General features: G+C 75.7%; 27 protein-coding genes, 2 tRNA genes and 1 riboswitch. Of the genes, 9 read left to right on the plus strand and 20 right to left on the minus strand.

Going from position 1 to position 24,002, the window contains the following annotated elements; all coding sequences use genetic code 11:
- The first annotated feature begins 77 nt into the window (after positions 1-77).
- Positions 78-797 carry an IclR family transcriptional regulator gene (locus tag AAHH18_RS09015; protein WP_146836102.1) on the plus strand — a complete coding sequence of 240 codons (720 nt, stop codon included), beginning with the start codon at positions 78-80 and terminating at the stop codon, positions 795-797.
- Between the two features lie 364 nt (positions 798-1,161).
- On the opposite strand, the gene AAHH18_RS09020 is transcribed toward AAHH18_RS09015, so the two are convergent.
- The 6 genes from AAHH18_RS09020 to AAHH18_RS09045 all read right to left on the minus strand — a co-directional run bounded on the left by AAHH18_RS09020 (position 1,162) and on the right by AAHH18_RS09045 (position 5,509).
- Positions 1,162-1,234, minus strand: a tRNA-Glu gene (locus AAHH18_RS09020).
- Positions 1,235-1,337: 103 nt separating this feature from the next.
- Positions 1,338-1,409 (minus strand) — tRNA-Gln (locus tag AAHH18_RS09025).
- A gap of 155 nt (positions 1,410-1,564) precedes the next feature.
- Positions 1,565-2,311: an HAD family hydrolase gene (locus AAHH18_RS09030; protein WP_343301385.1), complete on the minus strand. Its 747-nt coding sequence runs from the start codon at positions 2,309-2,311 to the stop codon at positions 1,565-1,567.
- Positions 2,308-3,825, minus strand: coding sequence for a glutamate--tRNA ligase (gene gltX / locus AAHH18_RS09035; protein ID WP_343301386.1), 1,518 nt, complete (start codon positions 3,823-3,825; stop codon positions 2,308-2,310). The genes AAHH18_RS09030 and gltX overlap by 4 nt, the downstream gene beginning before the upstream one ends.
- A 53-nt stretch (positions 3,826-3,878) precedes the next feature.
- Positions 3,879-4,661: a fumarylacetoacetate hydrolase family protein gene (locus AAHH18_RS09040; protein WP_283320941.1), complete on the minus strand. Its 783-nt coding sequence runs from the start codon at positions 4,659-4,661 to the stop codon at positions 3,879-3,881.
- Positions 4,662-4,687: 26 nt separating this feature from the next.
- Entirely contained in the window at positions 4,688-5,509 is an 822-nt protein-coding gene (locus AAHH18_RS09045; RefSeq protein WP_283320942.1) for a methyltransferase domain-containing protein, read from the minus strand.
- A 95-nt stretch (positions 5,510-5,604) separates the two neighbouring features.
- On the opposite strand from AAHH18_RS09045, the gene AAHH18_RS09050 reads away from it, so the two are divergent.
- Positions 5,605-6,642, plus strand: coding sequence for a heparan-alpha-glucosaminide N-acetyltransferase domain-containing protein (locus AAHH18_RS09050; RefSeq protein ID WP_343301387.1), 1,038 nt, complete (start codon positions 5,605-5,607; stop codon positions 6,640-6,642).
- 7 nt (positions 6,643-6,649) lie between these two features.
- Here the strand turns inward: AAHH18_RS09050 and AAHH18_RS09055 are convergent, their stop codons facing one another.
- From AAHH18_RS09055 to AAHH18_RS09075, 5 genes are all read right to left on the minus strand, one after another.
- On the minus strand, positions 6,650-7,312 hold the full coding sequence (locus AAHH18_RS09055; protein WP_283320944.1) for a pyridoxine/pyridoxamine 5'-phosphate oxidase: 663 nt from the start codon (positions 7,310-7,312) through the stop codon (positions 6,650-6,652).
- A 99-nt stretch (positions 7,313-7,411) separates the two neighbouring features.
- Positions 7,412-7,873, minus strand: coding sequence for a PTS sugar transporter subunit IIA (locus AAHH18_RS09060; RefSeq protein WP_343301388.1), 462 nt, complete (start codon positions 7,871-7,873; stop codon positions 7,412-7,414).
- The gene (locus AAHH18_RS09065; protein WP_222171790.1) at positions 7,873-8,103 is read right to left on the minus strand and encodes a PTS transporter subunit EIIB; all 231 of its coding nucleotides are present in this window, start codon (positions 8,101-8,103) and stop codon (positions 7,873-7,875) included. The genes AAHH18_RS09060 and AAHH18_RS09065 overlap by 1 nt, the downstream gene beginning before the upstream one ends.
- A gap of 46 nt (positions 8,104-8,149) precedes the next feature.
- On the minus strand, positions 8,150-8,395 hold the full coding sequence (locus tag AAHH18_RS09070) for a PTS glucose/sucrose transporter subunit IIB (protein ID WP_283320946.1): 246 nt from the start codon (positions 8,393-8,395) through the stop codon (positions 8,150-8,152).
- A 17-nt stretch (positions 8,396-8,412) separates the two neighbouring features.
- A complete protein-coding gene (locus tag AAHH18_RS09075; protein ID WP_343301389.1) occupies positions 8,413-9,300 on the minus strand; it encodes a GntR family transcriptional regulator in 888 nt (295 codons plus the stop codon).
- Positions 9,301-9,568: 268 nt separating this feature from the next.
- Here AAHH18_RS09075 and AAHH18_RS09080 point away from each other — a divergent pair, with 268 nt between their 5' ends.
- Positions 9,569-11,029 (plus strand): PTS transporter subunit EIIC, encoded by a 1,461-nt coding sequence (locus tag AAHH18_RS09080; protein WP_343301390.1) that lies wholly within the window; start codon positions 9,569-9,571, stop codon positions 11,027-11,029.
- A gap of 184 nt (positions 11,030-11,213) precedes the next feature.
- On the opposite strand, the gene AAHH18_RS09085 is transcribed toward AAHH18_RS09080, so the two are convergent.
- Complete coding sequence (locus tag AAHH18_RS09085; protein WP_283320949.1) at positions 11,214-11,483, minus strand: HPr family phosphocarrier protein; 270 nt, start codon at positions 11,481-11,483, stop codon at positions 11,214-11,216.
- An 86-nt stretch (positions 11,484-11,569) separates the two neighbouring features.
- Complete coding sequence (gene rnhA / locus AAHH18_RS09090) at positions 11,570-12,031, minus strand: ribonuclease HI (protein WP_255596142.1); 462 nt, start codon at positions 12,029-12,031, stop codon at positions 11,570-11,572.
- 44 nt (positions 12,032-12,075) lie between these two features.
- On the opposite strand from rnhA, the gene AAHH18_RS09095 reads away from it, so the two are divergent.
- Positions 12,076-14,667, plus strand: coding sequence for a DEAD/DEAH box helicase (locus AAHH18_RS09095; RefSeq protein ID WP_343301391.1), 2,592 nt, complete (start codon positions 12,076-12,078; stop codon positions 14,665-14,667).
- Between the two features lie 126 nt (positions 14,668-14,793).
- Entirely contained in the window at positions 14,794-15,453 is a 660-nt protein-coding gene (locus AAHH18_RS09100) for a VIT1/CCC1 transporter family protein (RefSeq protein ID WP_343301392.1), read from the plus strand.
- Between the two features lie 38 nt (positions 15,454-15,491).
- Here the strand turns inward: AAHH18_RS09100 and AAHH18_RS09105 are convergent, their stop codons facing one another.
- From AAHH18_RS09105 to AAHH18_RS09120, 4 genes are read right to left on the minus strand one after another with little or no spacing between them, the layout of a single operon-like run.
- Positions 15,492-16,235 (minus strand): energy-coupling factor transporter transmembrane component T family protein, encoded by a 744-nt coding sequence (locus AAHH18_RS09105; RefSeq protein ID WP_343301393.1) that lies wholly within the window; start codon positions 16,233-16,235, stop codon positions 15,492-15,494.
- Complete coding sequence (locus AAHH18_RS09110; RefSeq protein ID WP_343301394.1) at positions 16,232-18,022, minus strand: ABC transporter ATP-binding protein; 1,791 nt, start codon at positions 18,020-18,022, stop codon at positions 16,232-16,234. Before AAHH18_RS09110 ends, AAHH18_RS09105 begins: the two co-directional genes overlap by 4 nt.
- Positions 18,012-18,644 carry an ECF transporter S component gene (locus tag AAHH18_RS09115; RefSeq protein ID WP_283320954.1) on the minus strand — a complete coding sequence of 211 codons (633 nt, stop codon included), beginning with the start codon at positions 18,642-18,644 and terminating at the stop codon, positions 18,012-18,014. Before AAHH18_RS09115 ends, AAHH18_RS09110 begins: the two co-directional genes overlap by 11 nt.
- On the minus strand, positions 18,637-19,299 hold the full coding sequence (locus AAHH18_RS09120; protein ID WP_343301395.1) for a YkoF family thiamine/hydroxymethylpyrimidine-binding protein: 663 nt from the start codon (positions 19,297-19,299) through the stop codon (positions 18,637-18,639). The genes AAHH18_RS09115 and AAHH18_RS09120 overlap by 8 nt, the downstream gene beginning before the upstream one ends.
- A gap of 53 nt (positions 19,300-19,352) precedes the next feature.
- A riboswitch (TPP riboswitch) is annotated at positions 19,353-19,461 on the minus strand.
- 48 nt (positions 19,462-19,509) lie between these two features.
- On the opposite strand from AAHH18_RS09120, the gene ybaK reads away from it, so the two are divergent.
- Genes ybaK through AAHH18_RS09140 form a run of 4 tightly spaced genes read left to right on the plus strand, consistent with a single transcriptional unit; the run spans position 19,510 to position 21,564 of the window.
- A complete protein-coding gene (gene ybaK / locus AAHH18_RS09125) occupies positions 19,510-20,004 on the plus strand; it encodes a Cys-tRNA(Pro) deacylase (RefSeq protein ID WP_343301396.1) in 495 nt (164 codons plus the stop codon).
- A gap of 32 nt (positions 20,005-20,036) precedes the next feature.
- Positions 20,037-20,816 (plus strand): YggS family pyridoxal phosphate-dependent enzyme, encoded by a 780-nt coding sequence (locus AAHH18_RS09130; protein WP_283320957.1) that lies wholly within the window; start codon positions 20,037-20,039, stop codon positions 20,814-20,816.
- A complete protein-coding gene (locus AAHH18_RS09135) occupies positions 20,813-21,184 on the plus strand; it encodes a YidH family protein (RefSeq protein WP_283320958.1) in 372 nt (123 codons plus the stop codon). Before AAHH18_RS09130 ends, AAHH18_RS09135 begins: the two co-directional genes overlap by 4 nt.
- Positions 21,181-21,564 (plus strand): DUF202 domain-containing protein, encoded by a 384-nt coding sequence (locus AAHH18_RS09140; RefSeq protein ID WP_343301397.1) that lies wholly within the window; start codon positions 21,181-21,183, stop codon positions 21,562-21,564. The genes AAHH18_RS09135 and AAHH18_RS09140 overlap by 4 nt, the downstream gene beginning before the upstream one ends.
- 22 nt (positions 21,565-21,586) lie before the next feature.
- Here the strand turns inward: AAHH18_RS09140 and AAHH18_RS09145 are convergent, their stop codons facing one another.
- The 3 genes from AAHH18_RS09145 to erm all read right to left on the minus strand — a co-directional run bounded on the left by AAHH18_RS09145 (position 21,587) and on the right by erm (position 23,976).
- Positions 21,587-21,985, minus strand: a complete 399-nt coding sequence (locus AAHH18_RS09145; RefSeq protein ID WP_283320960.1) for a YccF domain-containing protein — start codon at positions 21,983-21,985, stop codon at positions 21,587-21,589.
- Positions 21,986-22,079: 94 nt separating this feature from the next.
- Entirely contained in the window at positions 22,080-23,156 is a 1,077-nt protein-coding gene (locus AAHH18_RS09150) for a lipoate--protein ligase family protein (RefSeq protein ID WP_283320961.1), read from the minus strand.
- Between the two features lie 10 nt (positions 23,157-23,166).
- On the minus strand, positions 23,167-23,976 hold the full coding sequence (gene erm, locus AAHH18_RS09155) for a 23S ribosomal RNA methyltransferase Erm (RefSeq protein ID WP_343301398.1): 810 nt from the start codon (positions 23,974-23,976) through the stop codon (positions 23,167-23,169).
- Positions 23,977-24,002: the final 26 nt, after the last annotated feature.

Raw genomic sequence — 24,002 nt, forward strand, 5'->3', positions numbered from 1 at the left:
CCCGGGCGGGGGGCCGCCGCGGGTCCGTTCTCCGTGTCGCACTTGCGTCTCAGCCAGCGAGACGCCAATATCGACCTATGGACAACTCTAGCGGAGTCGGCGTGCTGGACAAGGCCGCCTCGGTCCTCAACGCCCTCGAGGCCGGACCCGCCACCCTCGCGCAGCTGGTCAACGCCACCCATCTTGCCCGTCCGACGGCCCACCGTCTGGCCGTTGCGCTCGAGCACCACCGCCTGGTGGGGCGCGACATGCAGGGCAGGTTCGTCCTGGGGCCGCGGCTGACCGAGCTCGCCAGCGCCGCCGGCGAGGACCGGCTGCTCGCCGCGGCCGGCCCGGTGCTCGCCGCGCTGCGCGACCACACCGGGGAGAGCGCGCAGCTCTACCGCCGGCAGGGCGACCAGCGCATCTGCGTGGCCGCCGCCGAGCGTCCCATCGGCCTGCGGGACTCCATCCCCGTCGGCGCGACCCTCACGATGTCCGCCGGCTCCGCCGCCCAGATCCTGCTCGCGTGGGAGGAGCCCGACCGGCTGCACCGCGGCCTCCAGGGCGCCAAGTTCACCGCGACGATCCTGTCCGGCGTCCGCCGCCGCGGCTGGGCGCAGTCGGTGTCCGAGCGCGAGGTCGGCGTCGCGAGCGTCAGCGCCCCGGTGCGCGGGCAGTCCGGCCGGGTCGTCGCGGCCGTGTCGATCTCCGGCCCCGTCGAGCGTCTCTCGCGCCAGCCCGGCCGCCTGCACGCCGCAGCGGTGGTCTCCGCCGCGAACCGCCTCACGGAGGTCCTGCGCCGCACGGCGGAGTGACGCCGGCGCGGCGCGGCGCCGTGCGCCGGCGCCCGCGCACGCGAGTTCGGCAGTCCCAGGCGAGATCGGCACCTCGGACTGCCGACCTCGCACCCGAACTGCCGACCTCGCGGGATGACCTCGCGGGGCACAGCACGGCACGGCAGCCCGGGCGGGTCGAGGTCGTCAGGTGCGGCTGAGGTCGTCACGTGGAGCTGACGACCTCGGGCGGTGCTGGGCGGCCGGAGGCGGGCGGGACGGCGGCGTGGGCCGTACGGGATGCGACGGGGTGTCCGTGGCCACGCGGATCGCAGGCGGCCGGGTCGCAGGCGGCGTGGGGAATGGCGAAAGGCCGGCCGCCCGTGGGCGACCGGCCCTTCTTCTGTACCCCCAAGGGGATTCGAACCCCTGTTACCGCCGTGAGAGGGCGGCGTCCTAGGCCACTAGACGATGGGGGCCTAGTCGATCCCACCGCAGCAGCGGCGTGACCGGGTCATACTCTACATCATCCTGCTCGGCCTCGTCGAACCACCCGATCTCGGGTCATTCTCGGAAACCTTGCTGGGGTACCAGGACTCGAACCTAGACTAAGTGAACCAGAATCACTCGTGCTGCCAATTACACCATACCCCAATGGCGATCCCGGCCATTCTTCCGCCTTCCCGGGCCGGCGCCGGCCGGTGCGCGGGGGCGCCGGACGAGCAGGTGGGAGGGACGGCGTCGTGGACGCTGTGCCGACCGAGAACATTACCGGAGGAACGGGCGCGCTCCAAACCGGCCGGCGGCGCTCAGAGCCCCAGCACGCCCGGCAGCTCCTCGAGGGTGCCGATGACCACGTCCCCGGGCAGCGCCTCCGTGGCGTTCGCGTGCTTCGCCCCGAGCCCGGGCCGGGCGAGCCACACCCCCCGCAGACCGGCGGCCACGGCGGCGCGGGCGTCCACGTCCAGCTCGTCCCCCACGTACGCCGTGCGCCCGGGCTCGGTGCCGAGCCGGCGGCACGCCTCGGCGAACACCCGGGGGTCGGGCTTGCCGAAGCCGAGCGTGTCGACGCCGACCAGCAGCGGGACGTCCTGCGCCAGGCCCGCCCGGGTGAGCTTGCGCACCTGGTACTCGGTCGCGGCGTTGGTGAGCGCCCCGACCCGGATGCCGGCGTCCAGCAGGCGCCGGACGGTCGCCGCGGCGTCCTCGTGCGCCGCCCACGCCCCCGTGAACCGCTCCTCGAACAGGGCGTTCCACCGGTCGTAGGCCGCGTCGTCGAGCGCCGGCCCGCCGAAGGCGGCGTGCAGGTCGTTCGCGCGGCCCCTCCGCTGGTCGCGGTAGCTGACCTCACCGCGCGTGTACTGCCGGTAGCGCCCGTGGGCGTCGGCCCGCCAGTGCGCGAGCACCTCCGCGTCGCGGGCGGGGTCCAGGCCCGGCAGCCACTCCCGCGCGACGGCGGCGAGCGCCGCGGCGAACGCCCCGTGCGTGTCCACGAGGGTGTCGTCGACGTCGAACAGGACGCCGTCGACCAGGGGGCCGGGGGCGGGAGCCGTCACAGCGTGGCGCGCAGCGCGGCGACCCGCGCGAGCGTCGACGCGCGGCCCAGGATCTCCAGCGACTCGAACAGCGGCGGGGACACCCGGCGGCCCGAGACGGCCACCCGCAGCGGCGTGAACGCGAACCGCGGCTTGATGCCCAGCCCGTCCACCAGCGCAGCCTGGAGGGCCTCCTGGACGGCCTCGGTGGTGAACCCGTCGGCGGGCAGCGCGGACAGCGCCTCCGTGGCGGCGTCGAGCACTTGCGCGGCGGTGTCCTTGAGCGCGCCCCGGGCGTCCTCCTCCACCACGAGCGCGTCGTCGGCGACGAACAGGAACCCGAGCATCCCGACGGCCTCGCCGAGCAGCGTCACGCGCGTCTGGATGAGCGGGGCGCCGGCGTCGAGCAGCGCCCGGTGCTCCGGCGACAGGTCCGCGTAGGAGTCGGCGGGCACCAGGCCTGCGCGGTGCAGGTACGGCACCAGGCGGTCCCGGAAGTCGTCGGGGGCGAGCAGCCGGACGTGCTCGGCGTTGATGGCCTCGGCCTTCTTGAGGTCGAACCGCGCCGGGTTCGGGTTCACGTCGGCGACGTCGAACGCCTCGACCAGCTCGGCGACCGAGAAGATGTCGCGGTCCGGGCCGATGGACCAGCCGAGCAGCGCGAGGTAGTTCAGCAGCCCCTCGGGCGTGAAGCCGCGCTCCCGGTGCAGGAACAGGTTCGACTCGGGGTCGCGCTTGGAGAGCTTCTTGTTGCCCTCCCCCATGACGTACGGCAGGTGCCCGAACTGCGGCATGACGGTGGCGACGCCCAGCTCGAGCAGCGCGCGGTACAGCACGACCTGGCGCGGGGTGGAGGACAGCAGGTCCTCGCCGCGCAGCACGTGGGTGATGCCCATGAGCGCGTCGTCGATCGGGTTGACCAGCGTGTACAGCGGGTGGCCGTTGCCGCGCACGATCACGTAGTCCGGCACGGAGCCGGCCTTGAACGTGACGTCGCCGCGGACGAGGTCGGTGAACGTCACGTCCTCGTCGGGCATGCGCAGCCGCAGCACGGGCTCGCGGCCCTCGGCGCGGTACGCGGCCCTCTGCTCGTCGGTGAGGTCGCGGTCGTAGCCGTCGTAGCCGAGCTTCGGGTCGCGGCCGGCGGCGCGGTGCCGGGCCTCGACCTCCTCCGGCGTGGTGAACGACTCGTAGGCGTAGCCGCCCTCGACCAGCCGGCGCGCGACGTCCGCGTACAGGTCCATGCGCTGCGACTGCCGGTACGGCTCGTGCGGGCCGCCGACCTCGACGCCCTCGTCCCAGTCCAGGCCGAGCCAGCGCAGCGCGTCGAGCAGCTGCTGGTACGACTCCTCGGAGTCGCGCGCCGGGTCGGTGTCCTCGATCCGGAACACGAACGTGCCGCCGACGTGCCGGGCGTACGCCCAGTTGAACAGCGCGGTGCGGATCAGGCCGACGTGCGGCGTACCGGTCGGGGACGGGCAGAAGCGGACGCGCACGGGCGCGGAGCCGGGGGCAGCAGGACTCACGGCCTCCACCCTAGCGAGGGCACGAGGCGCTCCCGACCGGCGGACCGGCGGGCGCGCGGCCGTCAGGAGCGGCGCAGCACCGGGTTGCGCAGCGTGCCGATCTCCTCGACCTCGACCTCGACGACGTCCCGCTCGGCCAGCAGCCCGACGCCGGCCGGGGTGCCGGTGAGGATGATGTCCCCGGGCAGCAGCGTGAAGACCTCGGAGATGTACGAGATCAGCGCGGCGACGTCGAACACCATCTGCGAGGTGCGGCCGTCCTGCTTGGCCTCGCCGTTGACGCGCGACCGCACGGCCAGGTCCTCGACGTCGAGCCCCGGGACGACCCAGGGGCCGATCGGGCAGGACGAGTCGAACCCCTTGGCGCGGGTCCACTGCGGGTCGGTGCGCTGGGCGTCGCGGGCGGTGACGTCGTTGGCGACGGTGTAGCCGAACACGCGGCTGAGGGCGTGCTCGGGGCGGACGTCCTTGGTGACCTTGCCGATGACGACGGCGAGCTCGGCCTCGTACGAGACCTCCTCGGTCCAGTCCGGCAGCACGATCGGGTCGTCCGGGCCGACCACCGCGGTGTTCGGCTTGAGGAACAGCAGCGGCGCCGTCGGCACCTCGTTGCCCATCTCGGCGGCGTGGTCCACGTAGTTGCGGCCGACGCCGACGATCTTGGACCGCGGGATGACCGGGGCCAGCAGCCGCACGCCGTCGCCGAGCGGGATGCGCTCGCCGGTGGGCTGCACCGGGGTGTAGATCGGGTCGCCGGTGATGACGACGAGCTGCTCCTGACCGGGCTCGCCCTCGACCAGGGCGTAGCGGGGGTCGTCCCCCGTGGTGAACCTCGCGATGCGCACGGGCCCACCCTAGCCGCGCGCGGCGGTCACACCCGGGCGAGCACCTCGCCGTGCAGCACGGCGAACCAGCCGTCGGGGGCGGTGCCCCACTCGCGCCAGCCGACGGCGAGCTGCTCGAGCCCGACCTCGTCGGCCAGCGCGTGCTCGACGGCCTGCCGCCCGAAGTCGGACTGGACGCAGCGGTCGGCCCACAGGTCGGACCACCAGGCGCGGTCCTCGGCGGACGCGTAGCACCAGACGCCCGCGGTGACGACGAGGGAGTCCGGGTCGTAGCCCGCGGCCAGCGCCCAGGAGTGCAGGCGGCGACCCGCGTCCGCCTCGGCGCCGTTGGCCTGCGTGACCTCGTGGTACAGCGCGGACCACTCGTCCAGGGTCGGCGACGGCGGGTACCAGGTCATGCCCGAGTAGTCGGCGTCGCGCACCGCGACCACGCCGCCCGGCTTCGTGACCCGCCGCAGCTCCCGCAGCGCTGCCACGGGGTCGACGAGGTGCTGCAGCACCTGGTGGGCGTGCGTCACGTCGAACGTGCCGTCCTCGAACGGCAGCGCGTACGCGTCGCCCTCCTGGAACGTCACGGTGGTGGCGCCGGCGGACGCGGCCTCCTCGCGCGCGAGCTCCAGGACCTTCTCGGAGCGGTCGACGCCGACGACGGCGCCGGGTGCGACGCGCGACGCGAGGTCGACGGTGAGGTTGCCGGGGCCGCAGCCCACGTCGAGCAGGGACAGGCCCGGGCGCAGGGCGGGCAGCAGGTAGGCCGCCGAGTTCTCCGCGGTGCGCCACCGGTGGGAGCGCAGCACGCTGTCGTGGTGGCCGTGGGTGTAGACCTCGGCCGGGTGCGTGTCGGTCACCCGCCGACTGTAGGGCGGCGCGGTGGCTCCGTTCCAGTGGGCGGTACGCGGCGTCTCGCTGTCCGAGACAGGCCGTCACGCACTAGCGTGACGGCATGCAGCGGATCGCCGGGGTGGACGTGGCGCGCGGCCTCGCCGTGCTCGGCATGGTCACCGCCCACGTCGGCCCCGGCGGACCGCAGGACCCGTGGCCCTGGTCGCTCGCCCAGGTCGCGGACGGCCGCCCCGCGGCACTGTTCGTGCTGCTGTCGGGCGTCTCCGTCGCGCTGCTGTCCGGCGGGCACGCGGCCGTCACGGGCACCCGGCGCGTCCAGGCGCGCACCCGGCTGCTCGTCCGGGCGTTCCTCGTGCTGGCGGTCGGGGTGCTCGTCGAGCTGCTCGGCACACCGGTGGCCGTGATCCTCCCCACGTACGCCGTGCTGTTCGCCTGCGCCGTCCCGCTGCTCGGCACCCCGCCCCGGCGGCTCCTCGTCGCCGCGGCGGTGGTCGCGGCGCTCAGCCCGGTGCTGCGGATCGCGCTCGACCCGGCGCTCGAGCGGCTCCCCGGCCGCGCGTGGACCGAGATCGTCACCGGCACGTACTACCCCGCCGTGGTCTGGTTCGCGTACGTCCTCGTCGGGCTCGCCGTCGGCCGCACGGACCTGCGCTCGACCCGCGTCCGGCTCCGGCTGCTCGGCACCGGCGTCGCGCTCGCCGTCGTCGGTCACGGGGCGTCGGCGCTCCTCACGCGCGCGGTCCCGCCCGACGGCACCCTGGCGGCCCTCGTCACCACGGAGCCGCACTCGTCGTCACCGCTGGAGGTGGTCGCGAACACGGGCGTGGCGCTCGCCGTGCTCGCGCTGAGCCTCGTCGTCGCGGACGCCGCACCGCGTCTTGTCGCACCCGTCGCCGCGACCGGCGCCCTCGCGCTGACCGCGTACACGGGGCACCTCGTCGCGATCGCGGTGCTCGGCGACGACGTCGTGTGGGAGCCGGACGCGGCGACGTGGCTCGCGTTCCTCGTCGGCGTCACCGGGATGTGCTGGCTGTGGCGCGCGGCGTTCGGCCGCGGACCGCTCGAGCGTCTGCTGCACGACCTCGCCGCACGGGCCTCGGACGTCGCCCCCGACGCCCCGCCGCCCGCCCGGGCGTGAGCCCCGGTCAGGGCCAGCCGAGGTGCCGCGCCCACCGGCCGTCCGCGCGCTCGTACTGCACCCGCAGGTGCGCGCGGTCCGAGTCGCCCTGCCACAGCTCCACCTCGTCGGCCTCGACCGCCCAGAGCTGCCAGGTCGGCACGACGAGCCGCGGCTCGCGGTCCACCCGGGCGCGCGCGGCGACCACGGCGCTGGTCATCTCGTCGATCGAGTGCAGCACCTCCCCCGGCCGGGACGCGAGCGCCGCCGCGCGGGAGCTGGGCGAGCGCCGCAGGAAGTCGGCCGCGCAGGTCGCCTCGTCGAGCACGCGGGCCGTCCCGACGACGCGCACCTGCCGGCCCAGCAGCTGCCAGTAGAACGACAGCGACGCGCGCGGGTTCCCCGCGAGCTGGCGCGCCTTCACGGTGCGAGCGTCGGTGGCGAACACCCACGCGCCGTCGGCCAGGTCCGCCAGCAGCACCACCCGCGCGCTCGGCGTCCCGTCCGGACCGACCGTCGCCAGGGTCATCGCGTGCGGCTCCGGCACGCCCGCGTCGACCGCCGCGGCGAACCACTCCTCGAACGCCTCCACCGGGTCGGCGGGCAGCGCGTAGGGGTCGACCTCGGGCAGGTTGCCGGTCAGCGCCGGCAGGGCGCGGACCCGGTCCCGCGTGGACGCTCGGGGCAGCATCGACCCAGTATGGCGTCCGCGCCGGGGCGGGCGCCGGGACGCGGGCCGGGACCTCGGACGGCCGGCCGCACCCGTGCGCGGCCGGCCGTCCCGGGCGGCTCAGGCCAGCGAGAGCAGCGGGTCGCCCGCGGCGACCGTGGTCCCGGGCTCGGCGAGCCGGGTCAGCGAGTCGGGCTGCGCCTCGAGGCCGATCACCGGGCAGATCGCGGAGCGGCCGCCGGCCTCGATCGCGGCCGGGTCCCACTCGACCAGGAGCTGGCCCTGCTCGACGACGTCCCCCTCGGCGACGTGGAGCGTGAAGCCCTCCCCGCCCAGCTGCACGGTGTTGATGCCGAGGTGCACCAGCACCCCGCGCCCGCCCTCGGCGAGCAGCACGAACGCGTGCGGGTGCAGCTTCGCGACGGTGCCGGCGACCGGCGCGACGACGGCGTGGCCGGTGTCCGGGTCGGGCTGCACCGCGAGCCCGGGCCCGACGATCTCCCCGGAGAACACCGGGTCGTCGACGTCCGCGAGCGCCCGCACGGCGCCGGCGACGGGGGCGAGGACGGTCAGGGCCGCCATCAGCGCAGGTCCTCGATGTCGGAGGCCAGGGTGTCGGCCTCGGGGCCGACGATCACCTGCACGACGGTGCCGGACTGCATGACCGCGATGGCGCCCGCGGCCTTGAGCGTGGGCTCGCTGACCTTCGACGGGTCCTCCACCTCGACCCGCAGCCGGGTGATGCACGGCTCCAGGTCGACGATGTTGGCGTCCCCGCCCAGTCCGGCGAGGATCTGCTCGGCCTTGCTCATGGTGTGTCTCCTTCGGTGCTCGGTCGGTGGGGTCTGCGGGGGCGGGTCACATCAGGTCGGCCAGGTCGAGGGCGAGGGTGTCGACGCTCGGCCCGATGACCACCTGCACCACCCTGCCGGACACCATGACCCCGAACGCCCCGGCCGCACGCAGGGCGGCCGTGTCCACGCGGGACGGCTCCTTGACGAGGGAGCGCAGGCGCGTGGTGCACGGCTCGATCTCGTCGATGTTGTCCACCCCGCCGAGCCCGGCGAGGATCGCCGCGGCCTGGTCGGTGTCGGGTCGTGCCATGCGGGTCCTCCCTGGTTTCACGGTCGTGCCCCGACGACCTCGGCGCGGCGGGGCGTGGCGGACGCCGCGGCACCGGCGTCCGCGCCCGCTGCGCCGGCGGGCGCGGGGGCAGCCTCGACGGTGTCGTACCGCGCGGCGTCGCGCACGCGCGGGACGAGCGCGGGGCTCGGCGTGCTGAGCGGCACCCACACGCTGTACCGGTCCCCGCGGTAGCAGGCGCGCGAGTACATGCACGGGGTGTCGGAGCTGAACGTGCGGCGGGTCGCGCGCAGCACCGCGCGGGTGCCGCGCAGGTCGAGCAGCGCGGCCTCCTCGTCGGAGGCCTCCGACGCCGTCAGCGTCTCCTCGCCCCACGACGGGGCGAGCCCGACCTCGCGCAGCGCGTCGTAGAGGCTCGGCGGCGGGCCGCCGGCGAACAGGTCCGGCGCCAGTGCCACCGGCACCCAGAGCTGCTCGATGCTCATCGGCGTGCCGTCGGCGAACCGGACGCGCCACAGGTGGTGCAACGGGGCGCCGGCCTCTGTGCCCAGCGCGTCGGCCGCCTCCGCCGACGCGGGCACGGTGAGCGCGTCGAGCACCCGGGTGTCGGGGCGCATGCCGCGGCGGCGCATCTCCTCGCCGAACGTGGTCAGCCGCATCTCGAAGTCCATGCGCTGCGGGGCGACGAACGTGCCGCGTCCCTGCTCGCGGACCAGCACGCCGTCGCCGACCAGCGCGTCCACGGCCTGCCGGACCGTCATCCGCGACACGCCGAACCGCTCGCACAGGGCGCGCTCGGACGGGACGGCGTCCCCGACGGCCAGCTCGCGCTCGACGAGCTCCTCGAGGTACGACCGGACGGCCTGGTGCTTGTGCGTCGCCCGGGGGGCCGGCGCGGGGGCGGTGCGGGGCTGCTCTGCGTGCACGGCCTCACCCTCCCACTCGGTCGACGTCGTCCGGGCACCGGACCGCCCGGCGGTCGCCGGTGTGGTGCTTGACACATCTTCCGGTCTAGACCACTCTGACCGCAACTGGTCCAGACAACCTGCCGGACGGGCCGGGCTGCACGCAAGTCGGCCCCCTCCCGCCGCCCGGCGCACGCGCTCCGACCGCCGGCGCGACCAGCCGGCGGAGCACCCCTCCCGCACCGGACGGACCCGGCTGCGGGTCCGACGCTCGACGAGGAGACACCCCATGACCGCCACCACGGTGGACACCCCCAAGCGGGGGATCCCCGGCCTCGCGCAGCTGCAGCGCGTCGGCCGGTCGCTGATGCTCCCGATCGCCTCGCTCCCCGCCGCCGCGCTGCTGCTGCGGCTGGGGCAGCCCGACATGCTCGGCGCCGACGGCCTGGGCGCGAACGCGGACTGGCTGCTGCCGGTCGCCGACGTGCTCGCCGCCGCCGGCAACGCGCTCATCGGCAACCTGCCGATCCTGTTCGCGCTCGGCGTCGCGGTGGGCTACGCCCGCAAGTCGGACGGCTCGACCGGCCTGGCGGCGCTCGTCGGGTACCTGGTGTTCAAGGGCGTGACCGACGCGCTGTCCCCGTACATCCTCGGCGAGCCCGACGCCGTCACGGCGGAGGGCGTCCTCGGGTCCGCGGACCCCGCGGCGCTCGACGCGGCCGGCACCGGCGACTACAACGCGCTCGTCCTGCACGCCGTCCAGCAAGGCCTCGACGCACCGAGCCAGGAGCTCATCAACTACGGGGTGCTCGGTGGCATCGTCATCGGCCTCGTCGCCGCCCTGCTGTACCAGAAGTACTACCGGATCAAGCTGCCGGCCTACCTGGCGTTCTTCGGCGGCCGGCGCTTCGTGCCGATCGTGACCGCCGGTGCGGCCGTGCTCATCGCCGTCGTCGCGGCGCTCATCTACCCCGCGTTCGACGCCGGGTTCACCGCGGTCGGCGACTGGGTCACCGGGTCGACCGTCGTCGGCGGGTTCGTGTTCGGCACCCTCAACCGCCTGCTGCTGCCGTTCGGCCTGCACCACCTGCTCAACTCGCTGCCGTGGTTCCAGTTCGGCGACTACACCGACGCGTCCGGCGACGTGTGGCACGGCGACATCGCCCGGTTCCTGCACGGCGACCCGACCGCCGGGACGTTCATGACCGGGTTCTTCCCGATCATGATGTTCGCCCTGCCCGCCGCCGCGCTGGCGATCGTGCACACCGCGAAGCCGAAGAACCGCAAGGTCATCGCCGGCATCATGGGCTCCGCCGCGCTGGTCGCCTTCGTCACCGGCGTCACCGAGCCCCTCGAGTTCGCGTTCGTGTACGTGGCCTACCCGCTGTACGCGATCCACGCGGTGCTGACCGGCACCTCGCTGGCGCTGGTGAACGCGCTCGACATCCGCAGCGGATTCGGGTTCTCGGCGGGCGCCATCGACTACCTGCTGAACTTCCGGATCGCCGAGCAGCCGCTGCTGATCATCGTGATCGGCCTCGTCTACGCGGTCATCTACTACTTCCTGTTCCGGTTCATGATCACGCGGTTCAACTTCAAGACCCCCGGCCGCGAGGACGACCCGGTGGCCGAGGGCGCCGGCGACGTCGCGGCGGACCGGGCGGAGACGGTGCCCGCCGGCACGGCCACCGCCACCGCACCGCCCACAGCCGTCGACCCGGGTCGCCGCAGCGACGGGGGCACCGCCTGACGCCCACCCGCCGGGCCGGCAGGGGGCGACCCCCGACGCGGCGCCGGCGTGGTGCGGGCCACGCCGGCGGCGCGTCCCACCCGGGACCGGCCGCCCCCGGCACGACGCAGGGCCCCGACCACGTGGTCGGGGCCCTGCGTCGTGCCGCGGACCGCTCGGTGTCGGACCGGTCGGTGCGGCCGGGTCAGGCGATCTCGGTCTGCAGCAGGAACGCCTCCAGGGCGTCGAGCGCGGCCTCGGCCTCGGGGCCGTCGGTCTCGGTGGCCAGCACCACGGTGTCGCCCGCGGCGGCACCCAGGGTCATGATCCCGAGGATGCTCGCGGCCTGCACCGGGGCGGCGTCGCCCTTGCGGACGGTGACCGGGACGGGCTGCTTGCCGGCCTCCGCGACGAACAGGGCGGCGGGGCGGGCGTGCAGGCCCTCGGCGATGGCGACGACGACGGGACGTTCCATGGGGGCGACCTCCGGGGTGACGTGTCCGTGCCCGGCACTGGGCACGGGTGCAGCGTAACTGGTCTGGACCATCCGTCCCGGCCGCGTCAGCCCGCGCGGACCTGGTCGACGCCCCGGTTCGCGAGCTCGTCCGCGCGCTCGTTGCCCGGGTCGCCCGCGTGGCCCTTCACCCAGTGCCAGGAGATCGCGTGCCGCGCGACCTGCTCGTCGAGCGCCTGCCACAGGTCCTGGTTCTTCACCGGCTTCTTGTCGGCGGTCCGCCAGCCGTTGCGCTTCCAGCCCGCGATCCACTTCGTCACGCCCTGCATGACGTACTGCGAGTCGACGTGCAGGTCGACCCGGCACGGCTGGTTCAGCGCCTTCAGCCCCTCGATGACGGCCGTGAGCTCCATGCGGTTGTTGGTGGTGACGGCCTCGCCGCCGAACAGCTCGCGCTCGTGCCCGCCGGACCGCAGCAGGGCCCCCCAGCCCCCGACGCCGGGGTTGCCCTTGCAGGCGCCGTCCGTCCACATCTCGACGGCGGGCGGGGCGGGTTCGGCGGCGCTCATGGTCGCCCACTGTAGGGCGCACCCCGCCGTGAAAGGATCGCCGGGTGGCTGCCTCCCGATCGACCCTCGCCGACCGGGTCCCCGACGATCCGCGCGACCCCGACGCCCTGTACGCGGCGTTCACCGGCTGGGCGGAGGACCAGGGGCTGGCGCTCTACCCGCACCAGGACGAGGCGCTGCTGGAGCTGGTGACCGGCTCGCACGTCATCCTGTCGACACCCACGGGGTCCGGGAAGTCCCTGGTGGCGACGGCGGCGCACTTCGTCGCGCTCGCCCAGGGCCGCCGGACGTACTACACCGCGCCCCTCAAGGCGCTCGTGAGCGAGAAGTTCTTCGCGCTGGTCGAGGCGTTCGGGTCGGCGAACGTCGGCATGATGACCGGCGACTCCGCGGTGAACCCCGACGCCCCGATCATCTGCTGCACGGCCGAGATCCTCGCGAACCTCGCGCTGCGCCAGGGGCCGGACGCGGACATCGGCCAGGTCGTCATGGACGAGTTCCACTTCTACGCCGACCCGCAGCGCGGCTGGGCGTGGCAGGTGCCGCTGCTGGAGCTGCCGCGGGCGCAGTTCCTGCTGATGTCCGCGACCCTGGGCGACGTCACGTTCTTCCGGGAGGACCTGGAGCGCCGCACGGGCGTGCCCGTCGCCGTGGTGGACGACGCGGTGCGGCCCGTGCCGCTGTCGTTCTCGTACGAGGTCGAGCCGCTGCACGAGCTGCTGGAGATGCTGGTGCAGACCGGCCGGTCGCCGGTGTACGTCGTGCACTTCACGCAGAAGGAGGCCGTCGAGCGCGCGCAGGCGCTGCTGTCCATGACGCTCGCCAGCCGCGAGCAGCGCGACCGGATCGCCGACGAGCTGGGCGACTTCCGGTTCGGCCCGGGGTTCGGCAGGACGCTGTCCCGGCTGCTGCGCCACGGCGTCGGGGTGCACCACGCCGGGATGCTGCCCAAGTACCGCCGGGTGGTGGAGCGGCTGACGCAGAAGGGCCTGCTCCGCGTGGTCTGCGGCACCGACACCCTGGGTGTCGGCATCAACGTCCCGATCCGCACCGTGCTCCTGACGTCGCTCGTGAAGTACGACGGCACCCGGATGCGCCACCTGTCGGCCCGGGAGTTCCACCAGATCGCCGGGCGCGCGGGCCGCGCGGGCTTCGACACCACCGGCGAGGTGCTCGTGCTCGCGCCGGAGCACGTCATCGAGAACCGCCGGGCCCTGGCCAAGGCGGGCGACGACCCGAAGAAGCTCAAGAAGATCGTCCGCAAGCAGGCCCCGCCCGGGATGGTGAACTGGACGGACAAGACGTTCGAGCGGCTGCGCGACGCCGAGCCCGAGCCCCTGACGTCGTCGTTCACCGTCACCCACGCCATGGTGCTCAACGTGCTGGCGCGGCCGACGGGCGACCCGGTCGAGACGATGCGGCACCTGCTGCTCGACAACCACGAGCCGGAGGCCTCGCGCGGCCGGCTGGTGCGGCAGGCGGTGGCGATCTACCGGTCCCTGCGCACGGCCGGCGTGATCGAGCGCGTCGTCGAGCCCGGGCCCGGCCCGGAGCGGCTGCGCCGGACCGTGCGGCTCACCCTCGACGTGCCCCCGACGTTCGCGCTCAACCAGCCGCTGTCCCCGTTCGCCTACGCCGCGCTCGACCTGCTCGACCGCGAGGACCCGGGCTACGCGCACGACGTGGTGTCGGTCATCGAGGCGACGCTGGACGACCCGCGTCAGGTGCTCGCGGCGCAGGAGAACCGCGCCCGCGGCGAGGCCGTCGCGGCGATGAAGGCCGACGGCATCGAGTACGAGGAGCGGATGGCGCTGCTCGAGGACGTGACCTACCCGCGGCCCCTGGCGGAGCTGCTGGTCGGGACGTTCCAGATCTTCAAGCAGACCAACCCCTGGGTCGCCGACCACGAGCTCTCGCCGAAGTCCGTCGTGCGCGACATGCACGAGCGCGCCGCGACGTTCGCGGAGTACGTGTCGCTGTACCAGCTCGACCGCACCGAGGGCGTGCTGCTGCGGTACCTCGCCGACGCGTTCCGGGCGCTGCGGCAGACCATCCCGGAGGACGCCCGGACCGAGGAGCTGCACGAGATCATCGAGTGGCTGGGCGACCTGGTGCGCCGCACGGACTCGAGCCTGCTGGACGAGTGGGAGCGCCTCGCGCACCCGGAGGACCTGGACGACGCCACCGTCGCCGGGTCCCGGCCGGAGGACGACGCTCCCCCGCCGGTCACGACGAACCGCCGGGTGTTCCGGGCGCTCGTGCGTGGTGCGCTGTTCCGGCGCGTCGACCTCGCGGCGCGGGAGGCGTACCCGGCGCTGGGTGCCCTGGGCGACCAGGACGCCGAGGACCGGCCGTGGACGGCGGACCGCTGGCGCGACGCGCTCGACCCGTTCTACGACGACCACGACGAGATCCTCACCGGGCCGGCGGCGCGCGGGCCGGCGCTGTTCCAGGTGGACGAGCGGCCGTCCGCGCACGGCGAGGCGGGAGCCCGCGGGGACCTGTGGTTCGTCCGGCAGCTCCTCGACGACCCCGCCGGCGACCACGACTGGCGCATCGACGCCCTGGTCGACCTGCCGGCCTCCGACGCCGCCGGCGAGGTCGTCCTGCGGGTGCTGGACGTCGGCCCGCTCTGACGTCCCCCTGACCTGCGACGACACCTGGACCCGTTCCAGATCAGGGAAGCCTATCCTGCGTTTGCGCAGGTCAGGGCAGCCTTTCCTGTGATGACACGGTGTCAGAACCGGCCTAGCGTGGGTGCCATGACGACCCTGTCGAGCCACCTCCTGGACCGCGACCGCACCCCGGCGGCCGCTCCCCAGCGCCGGGTCGCCGGTGACACCCCTGCCGCCGACGACCCGGCCCCGGTCGTCCCCGCGGCCACCGTCGCGGAGCTGCCGACCGCGAGCCGGCTCAACTGGCTGCGCGCCGGCGTGCTCGGCGCGAACGACGGCGTCGTCTCCGTCGCCGCCACCGTCGTCGGCGTCGCGGGCGCCGCCACCGAGGTGAGCGCGCTCGCCATCGCCGGCGTCGCGGCCCTCGCCGCCGGGGCCCTGTCGATGGCCGCCGGCGAGTACGTGTCGGTCAGCAGCCAGCGCGACGCCGAGAAGGTGCTGCGGTCGCACGGCCTGCTGGGCGCCGAGGCCGAGCTGACGAACCCCTGGCACGCGGCGGTCGCCTCCTTCCTCGCGTTCCTCGCCGGCGGCATCGTCCCGCTGCTCGTCGTCCTCGCCCCGTGGGGCGGCGGCCGCATCGTCGCGACCTTCGTCGCCGTCGCCCTCGCGCTCGTCGTGACGGGGTCCGTCAGCGCCCGCCTCGGCGGCGCGCCGACCGGCCGTGCCGTGCTGCGCAACGTCGTGGGCGGCTCGCTCGCGATGCTGGTCACGTACGGCATCGGGTCGCTGGTGGGCCTGGCGGTCTGACGCCCCGGTCCCCCTCGGCGCCGGAGGGCGCCCCGGCCTCACGCGAGGCCGGCCCCCGCGGCGACCACCAGCGCGACGGCCCCGAGCACCCCGCCCGCGAGCGCGGCGTCCCGCGCGCCGAGCGGCACCGGGCGCCACACCGTCCGCGGGCCGGCCGACAGCCCCCGGGATTCCAGCGCCAGCGCGACCCGCTCCGACGCCCGGATCGACGCGACCAGCAGCGCGAACGCCGAGCGCCCGAGCCCGCGCCACCCCTCCCGCGGCTGCCCGCGCCGGCCGAGCGGGGCGCGGACGAGCTGCGCCGCCCGGATCGTCGCCCACTGCCGAGGCAGGCCGGCGAGCATCCGGTGGCCCGCGAGCAGCGCGTACGCGTACCGCGGGCTCAGGCGGGCGTGCCGCACCAGGCTGACCATCAGGTCCCGGGGCGGGGTGCTGGCGAGGAACGCGACGGTGGCGACGCCGATCACGCACCCGCGGAGCGCGAGCGCGGCGCCGACCATGAGGCCCTCGTGCGTCACCCGGAACGGTCCGCCCGTGACCAGGACCTCGCCCGGCCGGCTGAGCGCGTTCACCAGCAGCACGCCGACGCCGAACGTCCAGAACGGCACCTGCGCGAGCAGCAGCCGGCCCGGCGCGACCCGGGCGCCCCAGCGCGCGCCCGCGAGGCCGAGCAGGTACAGCACCGCGAGGGTGGCGGGGTCCAGCACGGCGAGGGTCACCACCGACACCGCGACGACCAGCAGCAGCTTGACCGTGGGGTTGCGCGACTCCAGCGGGCTCACGGGGCCGGCACCCCCGCCCGGTCGCACGCCGGGGGCCCGGCCGTCGCTGCGCTCCCCGCACCGGCGGCGGTCGTCCCGCGGGCGTCCAGCGCCGCGAGCGCGTCCCGCAGCCGGCCCGCGTCGTCGGCCGCCTCGGCGAGCCAGCGCAGCAGCCGCGACGGACGCAGCCGCGCGGCCGCGAGCAGCCGCGGGTCCCGCAGCAGCCCGAGCGGGTCGAGGTCCGCGACCAGCCGGCCCTCGGCCAGCACGAGCACCCGGTCGGCGACCGACGCCACCGCGCGCAGGCCGTGGCAGGTGAGCAGGACGGCGCGCCCCGCCCGGGCCTCGTCGGTCAGCGCCCCCAGCACCGCCGCCGACCCGTGCCGGTCGAGCCCGAACGTCGGCTCGTCGGCCAGCAGGACCGCGCGGTCGTGCACGAGCATCGCGGCCAGGCTCAGCCGGCGCTGCTCGCCGCCGGACAGCCGGTGCGGGTCCCGGTCCCCGAGCCCGGTGAGGCCGAACCGCGCGAGCGCCGCGGCCACCCGCGCGTCCGTCGCCGGTCCCGGCGGCAGCCCGACCGCGACCTCCTCCCGCACGGTGCGCCCCGCGAGCTGGTGCTCGGGGTTCTGGGGCACCAGCCCCGCGCGCGACCCGCCGACGACGCCCGCCAGGGGCGGCAGCAGACCGGCGAGGCACGCGAGCAGCGTCGACTTCCCGGCGCCGTTCGCCCCGACGAGCGCCACCACCTCGCCGGCGCGCAGCTCGAGCTCCACCTCGCGGAGCACCGGCTCGGGCGCGGGGCCGCGGCGCCAGGGCCGGCCACGACGGCCGCGACGGCGCGCCGGGCCGCCGCGTCCGACCGCCAGGCCGTGCGCGGCGAGCAGCACCTCCCCGCGCGGCGCGGGCGCTCCCGCCGGCGCCCCCGGTGCGGCGGCCGCCAGGGCCAGGACCCGCTCGCGCTGACCAGGCCCGCCGACGACGCCGCCGAGGGCCGCCGCGATCTCGACGTCCTCCGGGAGCCAGCAGCCGCGGGCCAGCAGCTCGGGGCCCGCCTCCTGCGCCACACGGGCCGCGGGGCCGTCGTGCGTCACCCGCCCGTCGGCCGACAGCACCACCCACCGGCCGGGCAGCCCGGCGACCCCCGCGTCGCCCGCGAGCGCGTCGAGCCGGTGCTCCACCAGCACGCTCGCCGCCCCGGTCGCACCCCGCGCGGCGGCGAGCGCGTCCCGCACCGCCGCCACGCCGTCCGCGTCCAGCATCGACGTGGGCTCGTCGAGCAGCAGCAGCCGAGGTCCGGCGACCACCGTGGCCGCCAGGGCCACCCGCTGGAGCTCGCCGCCGGACAGGGCGTCCGTGCGCCGCCCCGCCAGGTGACCGGCGCCGGCCGCACCGAGCGCCGCCTCGACCGCGGGCCCGATCGCGGCCGGGGGCGTCCCGAGGTTCTCCAGCGGGAACGCGACCTCGTCCGCGACGTCCGCCAGGCAGACACCCGTCTCGGGGTCCTGCGCGAGCACGCCGACCACGTCCGCGAGCGCCGCGACGCCGTGCTCCGCGACCGCGCGGCCGGCGACGACGACCCGCCCCTCGACGTGCGCGGGCACGGCGTGCGGCACCGCGCCGTGCAGGCAGCGCAGCAGCGTGGACTTGCCCGCACCCGAGGGCCCGAGCACGAGCACCTGCTCCCCCGGCGCGAGCCGCAGGTCGACCGGGCCGATCCCGGCGCCGCCGTCCAGCACGGCCTCCAGCCCGGCCACCTCGAGCACGGGCGCGGGCGCCGCCGGCGTCCCCTCGTCCTCCTCAGCCCGCACGGCGCTCGAGCACCGGGCGGCCGGCGGCCGCGGCGCGCCCGATCGCGAAGCCGTCGAGCACCCCGGTGCGGTGCAGCGCGTCGACGACGACCTTGGCCAGCAGGCCGCCCAGCACGACGCCGGACACGGCCTGGAGCACGAGCCGCAGCACCAGCACGTCCTGCCCGTACCAGCCGAACCGGAACGCCGACCAGGCGAACACCAGCGTGGCGCCGAGCAGCCCGGAGGCGGCGAACCGGCCCCAGCCGAACCGGCGGTACCGGCCGAGCGCGAACGGGATCTCGCTGCCGAGGCCCTGCAGCAGCGCGGCGACGACCAGCAGCGGCCCGACCGGCGACCCGAGGAACACCACCTCCACCACGGAGGCGATCACCTCGGCGAGGATCCCCACGCCGGGTCGCCGGATGATCGCGAGGGCGACCGGGGCCACCAGCAGCCACCCGCCGAGCAGCACGTGCTGCGCGAGGTCGCCCGCGGGCCCCATGAGCACCGCGAGGCCGTTCCACGCCTGGACGAGCGCCCAGTACAGGAACCCGAACACCACCCCGAGCACGACCATCAGCACGATGTCCTTCAGCGCGAGCGGCTCGCGGCGCCGCCCGCGCGGGGCGCCGTCAGCCACGGGTCCGGGTCGGGCTGTTGAGCGAGAACGTGACGTGGCTCGTCACGTGCTGCACGCCGCGCCCCACGCGCGCCCACGCGCCGACCACCGTCTCGACGAGCGCGCCGACGTCGCCCTCGAGCCGCGTGACGAAGTGCGCGGACCCCCGGAAGGTGCCGCTCGCCCGGGCCAGGTCGATCGCCGCCTCGATGTCCCGCATGTGGTCGGGCACGACCCCGGCGCGGACGTCGTCGGCCAGGGGGTAGAGCGCCCACTCCGCCACACCGGGTCGGCCGGTGCGCCGGCCCGGTGGCAGCGCGACGGCCCGCGGACCCGCGCCGCCCGGCAGGGCGCAGCGCACCTCGCCCGGGCAGCCGCGCGACAGGTGCAGCGTGACGGCGGCGTGCTCGCCGGTGGCGGCCACCGCGTCCACGAGGTCCGTGAGGTACCGGAGCAGGTCCGCTTCGTCGCCACCGACGTAGGTGCTGACGTCGCCCGTCTCGACGAGCAGGCCGTCCGTCGCCACCGAGCCGAGCACCCCGAGGATCGTGTCGGCGTACCGGTCGGACATCACGGCGACGGTGACGCGGGCACCCACCCCGAACCGGAGCGGGTCGGCGACCAGGTCGGCGGCCTCCGCGGGCCGGGTGGGTGTCGACGACGGTGCCGGGATCATGCGTCCTCCTGTGCTGGTCGGATCAGCACGGGAGGACGGCGGACGGGTGCCCGGCATCCTGCGATGTCGCTCCCTGCGCTGGCATGACCCAGATCAGGTTCAACGGTCGGAGTTCGAGTACTCCCTCTCAGCCCGGCTCACCGGACTCCCGTGCTGCTCCGCACCGTAGCAGCACCGCGGCGGCGGGGTCGCGCGCCCTAGGCTGGCCCCGTGAGCCGCAAGCAGCCGCCGTCCGGGACGCCCGCGCTGGTCGCGCTGACGGCCGCCGGGGTCCCGCACACCGCGCACGCCTACGAGCACGACCCGCGCAGCACCGTCGGCTACGGGCTCGAGGCCGCCGAGGTGCTGGGCATCGACCCGGAGCAGGTCTACAAGACCCTCATGGCCTCGGTCGACGGGACGCTGACCGTGGCCGTCGTGCCCGTCGCCGGCAAGCTCGACCTCAAGGCGCTCGCCCACGCCGTCGGCGGCAAGAAGGCCGTGATGGCGGACCCCGCCGCTGCGGAGCGTGCGACCGGGTACGTGGTCGGCGGCATCTCCCCGCTCGGCCAGAGGTCGGCGCACCCGACGGTCGTGGACGAGACGGTGCAGCTGTTCGACACCGTGTTCGTGTCGGGCGGGCGCCGGGGGCTCGACGTCGAGCTGGCCCCGGACGACCTGATCCGGCTGACGTCCGCCACGGTCGCGGACATCGCGCGCGGCTGAGGCGGCGGGCGCGAGCGCATAGGGTCGGGCACATGACGACCGGCGCGACCGAGCTCGCGGAGCGGCTGGCCCGTGTCCGCTCCCGGATCGCAGCCGCCGAGTCCGCCGCGGGCCGCCCGGCCGGCGCCGTCCGGCTGCTGCTGGCCACCAAGACCCAGGACGCCGCGACGGTGCGCGCGGCCGTGCTCGCCGACCTCGCCGGCGCGGCCACCACGGCCGGTGCCGCCCGCCGGGTGCTGCTCGGCGAGAACCGGGTGCAGGAGCTCGTCGCCAAGGGGCCGGAGCTCGCCGACCTCGCACCCGAGCTGCACCTCATCGGGCCGCTGCAGTCCAACAAGGTGAACGCCGCCCTGCGCTGGGCGACCTGCGTGCAGAGCGTCGACTCCCCCGCGCTGGCCGACCGGCTCGCGCGCCGGTGCGCCGACGACGACCGGACGCTCGACGTGCTGGTGCAGGTCAACGTCTCCGGCGAGCCGACCAAGCACGGCGCCGCCCCGCAGGACGCGCTCGACGTGGTCCGCGCCGTCGCGGGGCACGACCGGCTGCGGCTGCGCGGGTTCATGACGGTGGGCGCGAACACCTCCGACCAGCGGGCCGTCCGCGCCGGGTACGCCGCGCTGCGCGACCTGCGGGACGAGGTCGCCGGCAGCGGCGAGGCGGGCACCGGTGACGCCGTCGAGCTGTCGATGGGCATGAGCCGGGACCTGGAGGCCGCCGTGGCCGAGGGAGCCACCATCGTGCGCGTCGGGACGGCGGTGTTCGGCGCACGGCCGGCCCCCGTCGGCGTCCCGGGAACGGTCCCCGCGGCGTGACCGCGCCCACCGGCCGCCGGTTCCCCCGGCGCGTGTACACCCGCGGCACCGAGCCCGACGGCCGGTTCTCGCTCGCCAACGAGCGGACGTTCCTGGCCTGGGTCCGCACGGCGCTCGCGCTGCTGGCGGGCGGCGTCGCCCTCGAGGCGCTGGACCTGCCCGTGGAGCCGCACCTGCGCCTCGCGGCCGCCGTGCTGCTGATCCTGCTCGGGATCGCGGCGCCGGCTCAGGCGTGGGCCGGCTGGGCACGCACCGAACGGGCGCTGCGCGAGCGGCAGCCGCTGCCGGCGCCGGCGTTCAGCGGGCCGCTCGCCGCGGGCGTCGCGCTGGCCGGCGTGCTCGTGCTCGTCGGGCTGCTGCTGCGGTGAGCACCGCGAGCGGGCCGCGCGACGCCGCCCCCGGGGCGCAGCCGGAGCGGACGGCCCTCGCGTGGCGCCGCACCTCGCTGTCCGTCGCGGTGGGCTCCCTGGTCGCGAGCCGTGTGCTCGAGCCGTGGTTCGGCGCGTCCGTCTGGGTGCTGACCGCGCTCGGCCTGCTCGGCGCGCTCGCTCTCGACCGGACCGGGCTGCGCCGCGCCGTGCTCTGGTCGGCGGTCGTCGACGACACGCACCCCGACCGGGGGCCGGGCGCGCCGGTGCCCGCCGGCGCGCGCACGCCGGGCGGCGGGGCGCTCGGCGCCACCGCGCTGGCCGCGGCCCTACTGGGCGTGGGCGCCCTCGTCGTGGTCCTGCGGCACGCGGCGGGCTGACGCGGGCGCGGTCGCGCGGGGCTCAGCGCCCGTACGCCGCCAGCGAGCGGTCCGTCGGCACGATCTGCTTGCCGAGCGGCACGAGCGAGACCGGGATCATCTTGAGGTTCGCGATCGCCAGCGGGATCCCGATGATCGTGACCGCCTGCGCGAGCGCCGTCGTCAGGTGCCCGAGCACCAGCCACCAGCCGGCCACGAGGATCCAGACGACGTTGCCGATCGTCGACATCGCGCCGGCGGTGGGCCGGTCCACGATCGTCCGGCCGAACGGCCACAGCGCGTACGACGCCATGCGGAACGACGCGATGCCGAACGGGATGGTCACGACCAGCACGCAGCAGATGATCCCGGCGACGACGTAGCCGAGCGCGAGCCACAGCCCGCCGAACACGAGCCAGATGAGGTTGAGCAGGAGCTTCACGGCACCAGCCTCGCGGACGGGACCCGTCCGCCGCATCGGGGACCTCCCCGATCCGACCCTGGTCCTGCGGCGCGCCCGGCCGCTCGAGCCCGGCTCACGGCACGCGCGCCGTCCACTCCGGGTTGCCGAACTTCTCCTCGACGAGCTGCTGCGCCCGCTCCAGCTCCTCCGGCCGCAGGGCGCCGTCGACCGTCCGGTACCGCGACCGGAAGTGCGCGACGAACGCGTCGATGACCTGCTCGCGCGGCAGGCCGGTCTGGGACCGCACCGGGTCCACACGCTTGTTCGCGCTGGTCGTGCCCTTGTCCGACAGCTTCTCCCGGCCGATGCGCAGCACCTCGAGCATCTTGTCCGCGTCGATGTCGTAGGCCATCGTCATGTGGTGCAGGACCGCCCCGCCGGCCAGGCGCTTCTGCGCGGACCCGGCGATCTTCCCGGCCGGCGAGGCGATGTCGTTCAGCCCGGAGAACGTCGCCGTGACGCCCACGTCGGCCAGCGCGCCGATCACCCAGTCGTCGAGGAACCGGTACGACTGCTCGAACGACAGGCCGTCGACGAGCGACGCCGGCACCACGAGCGAGAACGTGATGCAGTTGCCGGCCTCCATGAACATGGCGCCGCCGCCGGAGATCCGCCGGACCACGGTCACGTCGTGCTTCGCGGCGCCCTCGGGGTCGACCTCGTTGCGCAGCGACTGGAACGAGCCGATGAACACGGCCCGCTCGTCCCACTCCCAGAACCGCAGCGTCGGGCCGCGCCGGCCCGCGGCGAGCTCCTCGGTCAGCACCTGGTCGAGCGCGCCCAGCACGGCGGGCGGCAGCGGGCCGGGGTGGATGAGCTCGAAGGTGTGGTCCTGCCAGGACGTCGCGTGGCCCAGCGCGCGCCGCACGGCGATCGCCACGGCCTCGGGCGTGAAGCCGACCATGTGCACGGGCGCGTCGAAGCGGCCGTCGGACTCGGCGCGGCGCAGCCCCTCCTCGATCGCCGCCGTCAGGTCGGCCACCCGCGCGTCCGCAGGGCGCCCCCGCAGGGACTCGTCGATGACCGCCAGGGCGGCGTCGGGCTCGAGGAAGAAGTCGCCGCTGACGCTCACCTCGGTGAGCGACCCGCCTGCCACCTCCACGTCCGCTGCCACGAGCTTGCCGCCGGGGACCTTGTACTCGCCACGCACGGTCCCGATCCTAGGCCCCGGACCGGCGTGGTCGTCGGGGACCTCGACGTGGTGCCCCGGCCGGGGAGCGCAGCGCCCGCCACAGCGCCGCCCACTGCTCGGGCCGCAGGTCGCGCGGCAGCGCCCGCGCCGGCACGCCCGCGTCCGACAGCGCGCGCCGGGCGGCCGGGGCCGGGACCCGCGCCGCCCCCGCGAGCACCTGGTCCAGGCCGCGCCCCGCCCCGGTGAACACGGCGCCGACGAACCGCTGGTAGCCGTCCCGCTCGCCCGGGTCGACCAGCGGGCGGTGGCGCCGGTCGACCGTGAGCAGACCGCCGTCGACCGACGGCCGGGGCCGGAACGCGTCCGCGGGCACCCGGCCGCGCAGCGCGACCTCGAACCACGGGTCGGTCTGCGCGGTGAGCAGGGTGCGCCCCCCGACGCCCGCGCGCTTGCGGGCCACCTCCCACTGGGTGAGCAGCACGGCGTGCCGCCACCGGCCGTGGTGCAGCAGGCGGCGCAGCAGCGGCGTCGTCAGGTGGAACGGGATGTTGCCGACCACCACCGGCCGGTCCAGCGGGACGCGCAGCGCGTCGGCGCACAGCACGGTCGCGCCGGGCACCCGGGCGCGCAGCCGGTCGGCGCGGTGCGGGTCGAGCTCGACGGCGAGGACGTCGCGGCCGAGAGCGGCGAGCGGCCGGGTCAGCGCGCCGTCGCCGGCGCCGATCTCGAGGACCGGCCCGTCGGTGGCGCCGACCAGCCGCACGACGGCGTCGACGGTGGGGCGGTGGTGCAGGAAGTTCTGGCCGAGCTCGTGCCGGCCGCCGTGGGGGTGTCGCACGGGAGGTGCTCCAGTCGCAGGCAGGA

It is taken from the genome of Cellulomonas olei (assembly GCF_039548315.1).
Classification (GTDB): domain Bacteria; phylum Actinomycetota; class Actinomycetes; order Actinomycetales; family Cellulomonadaceae; genus Cellulomonas.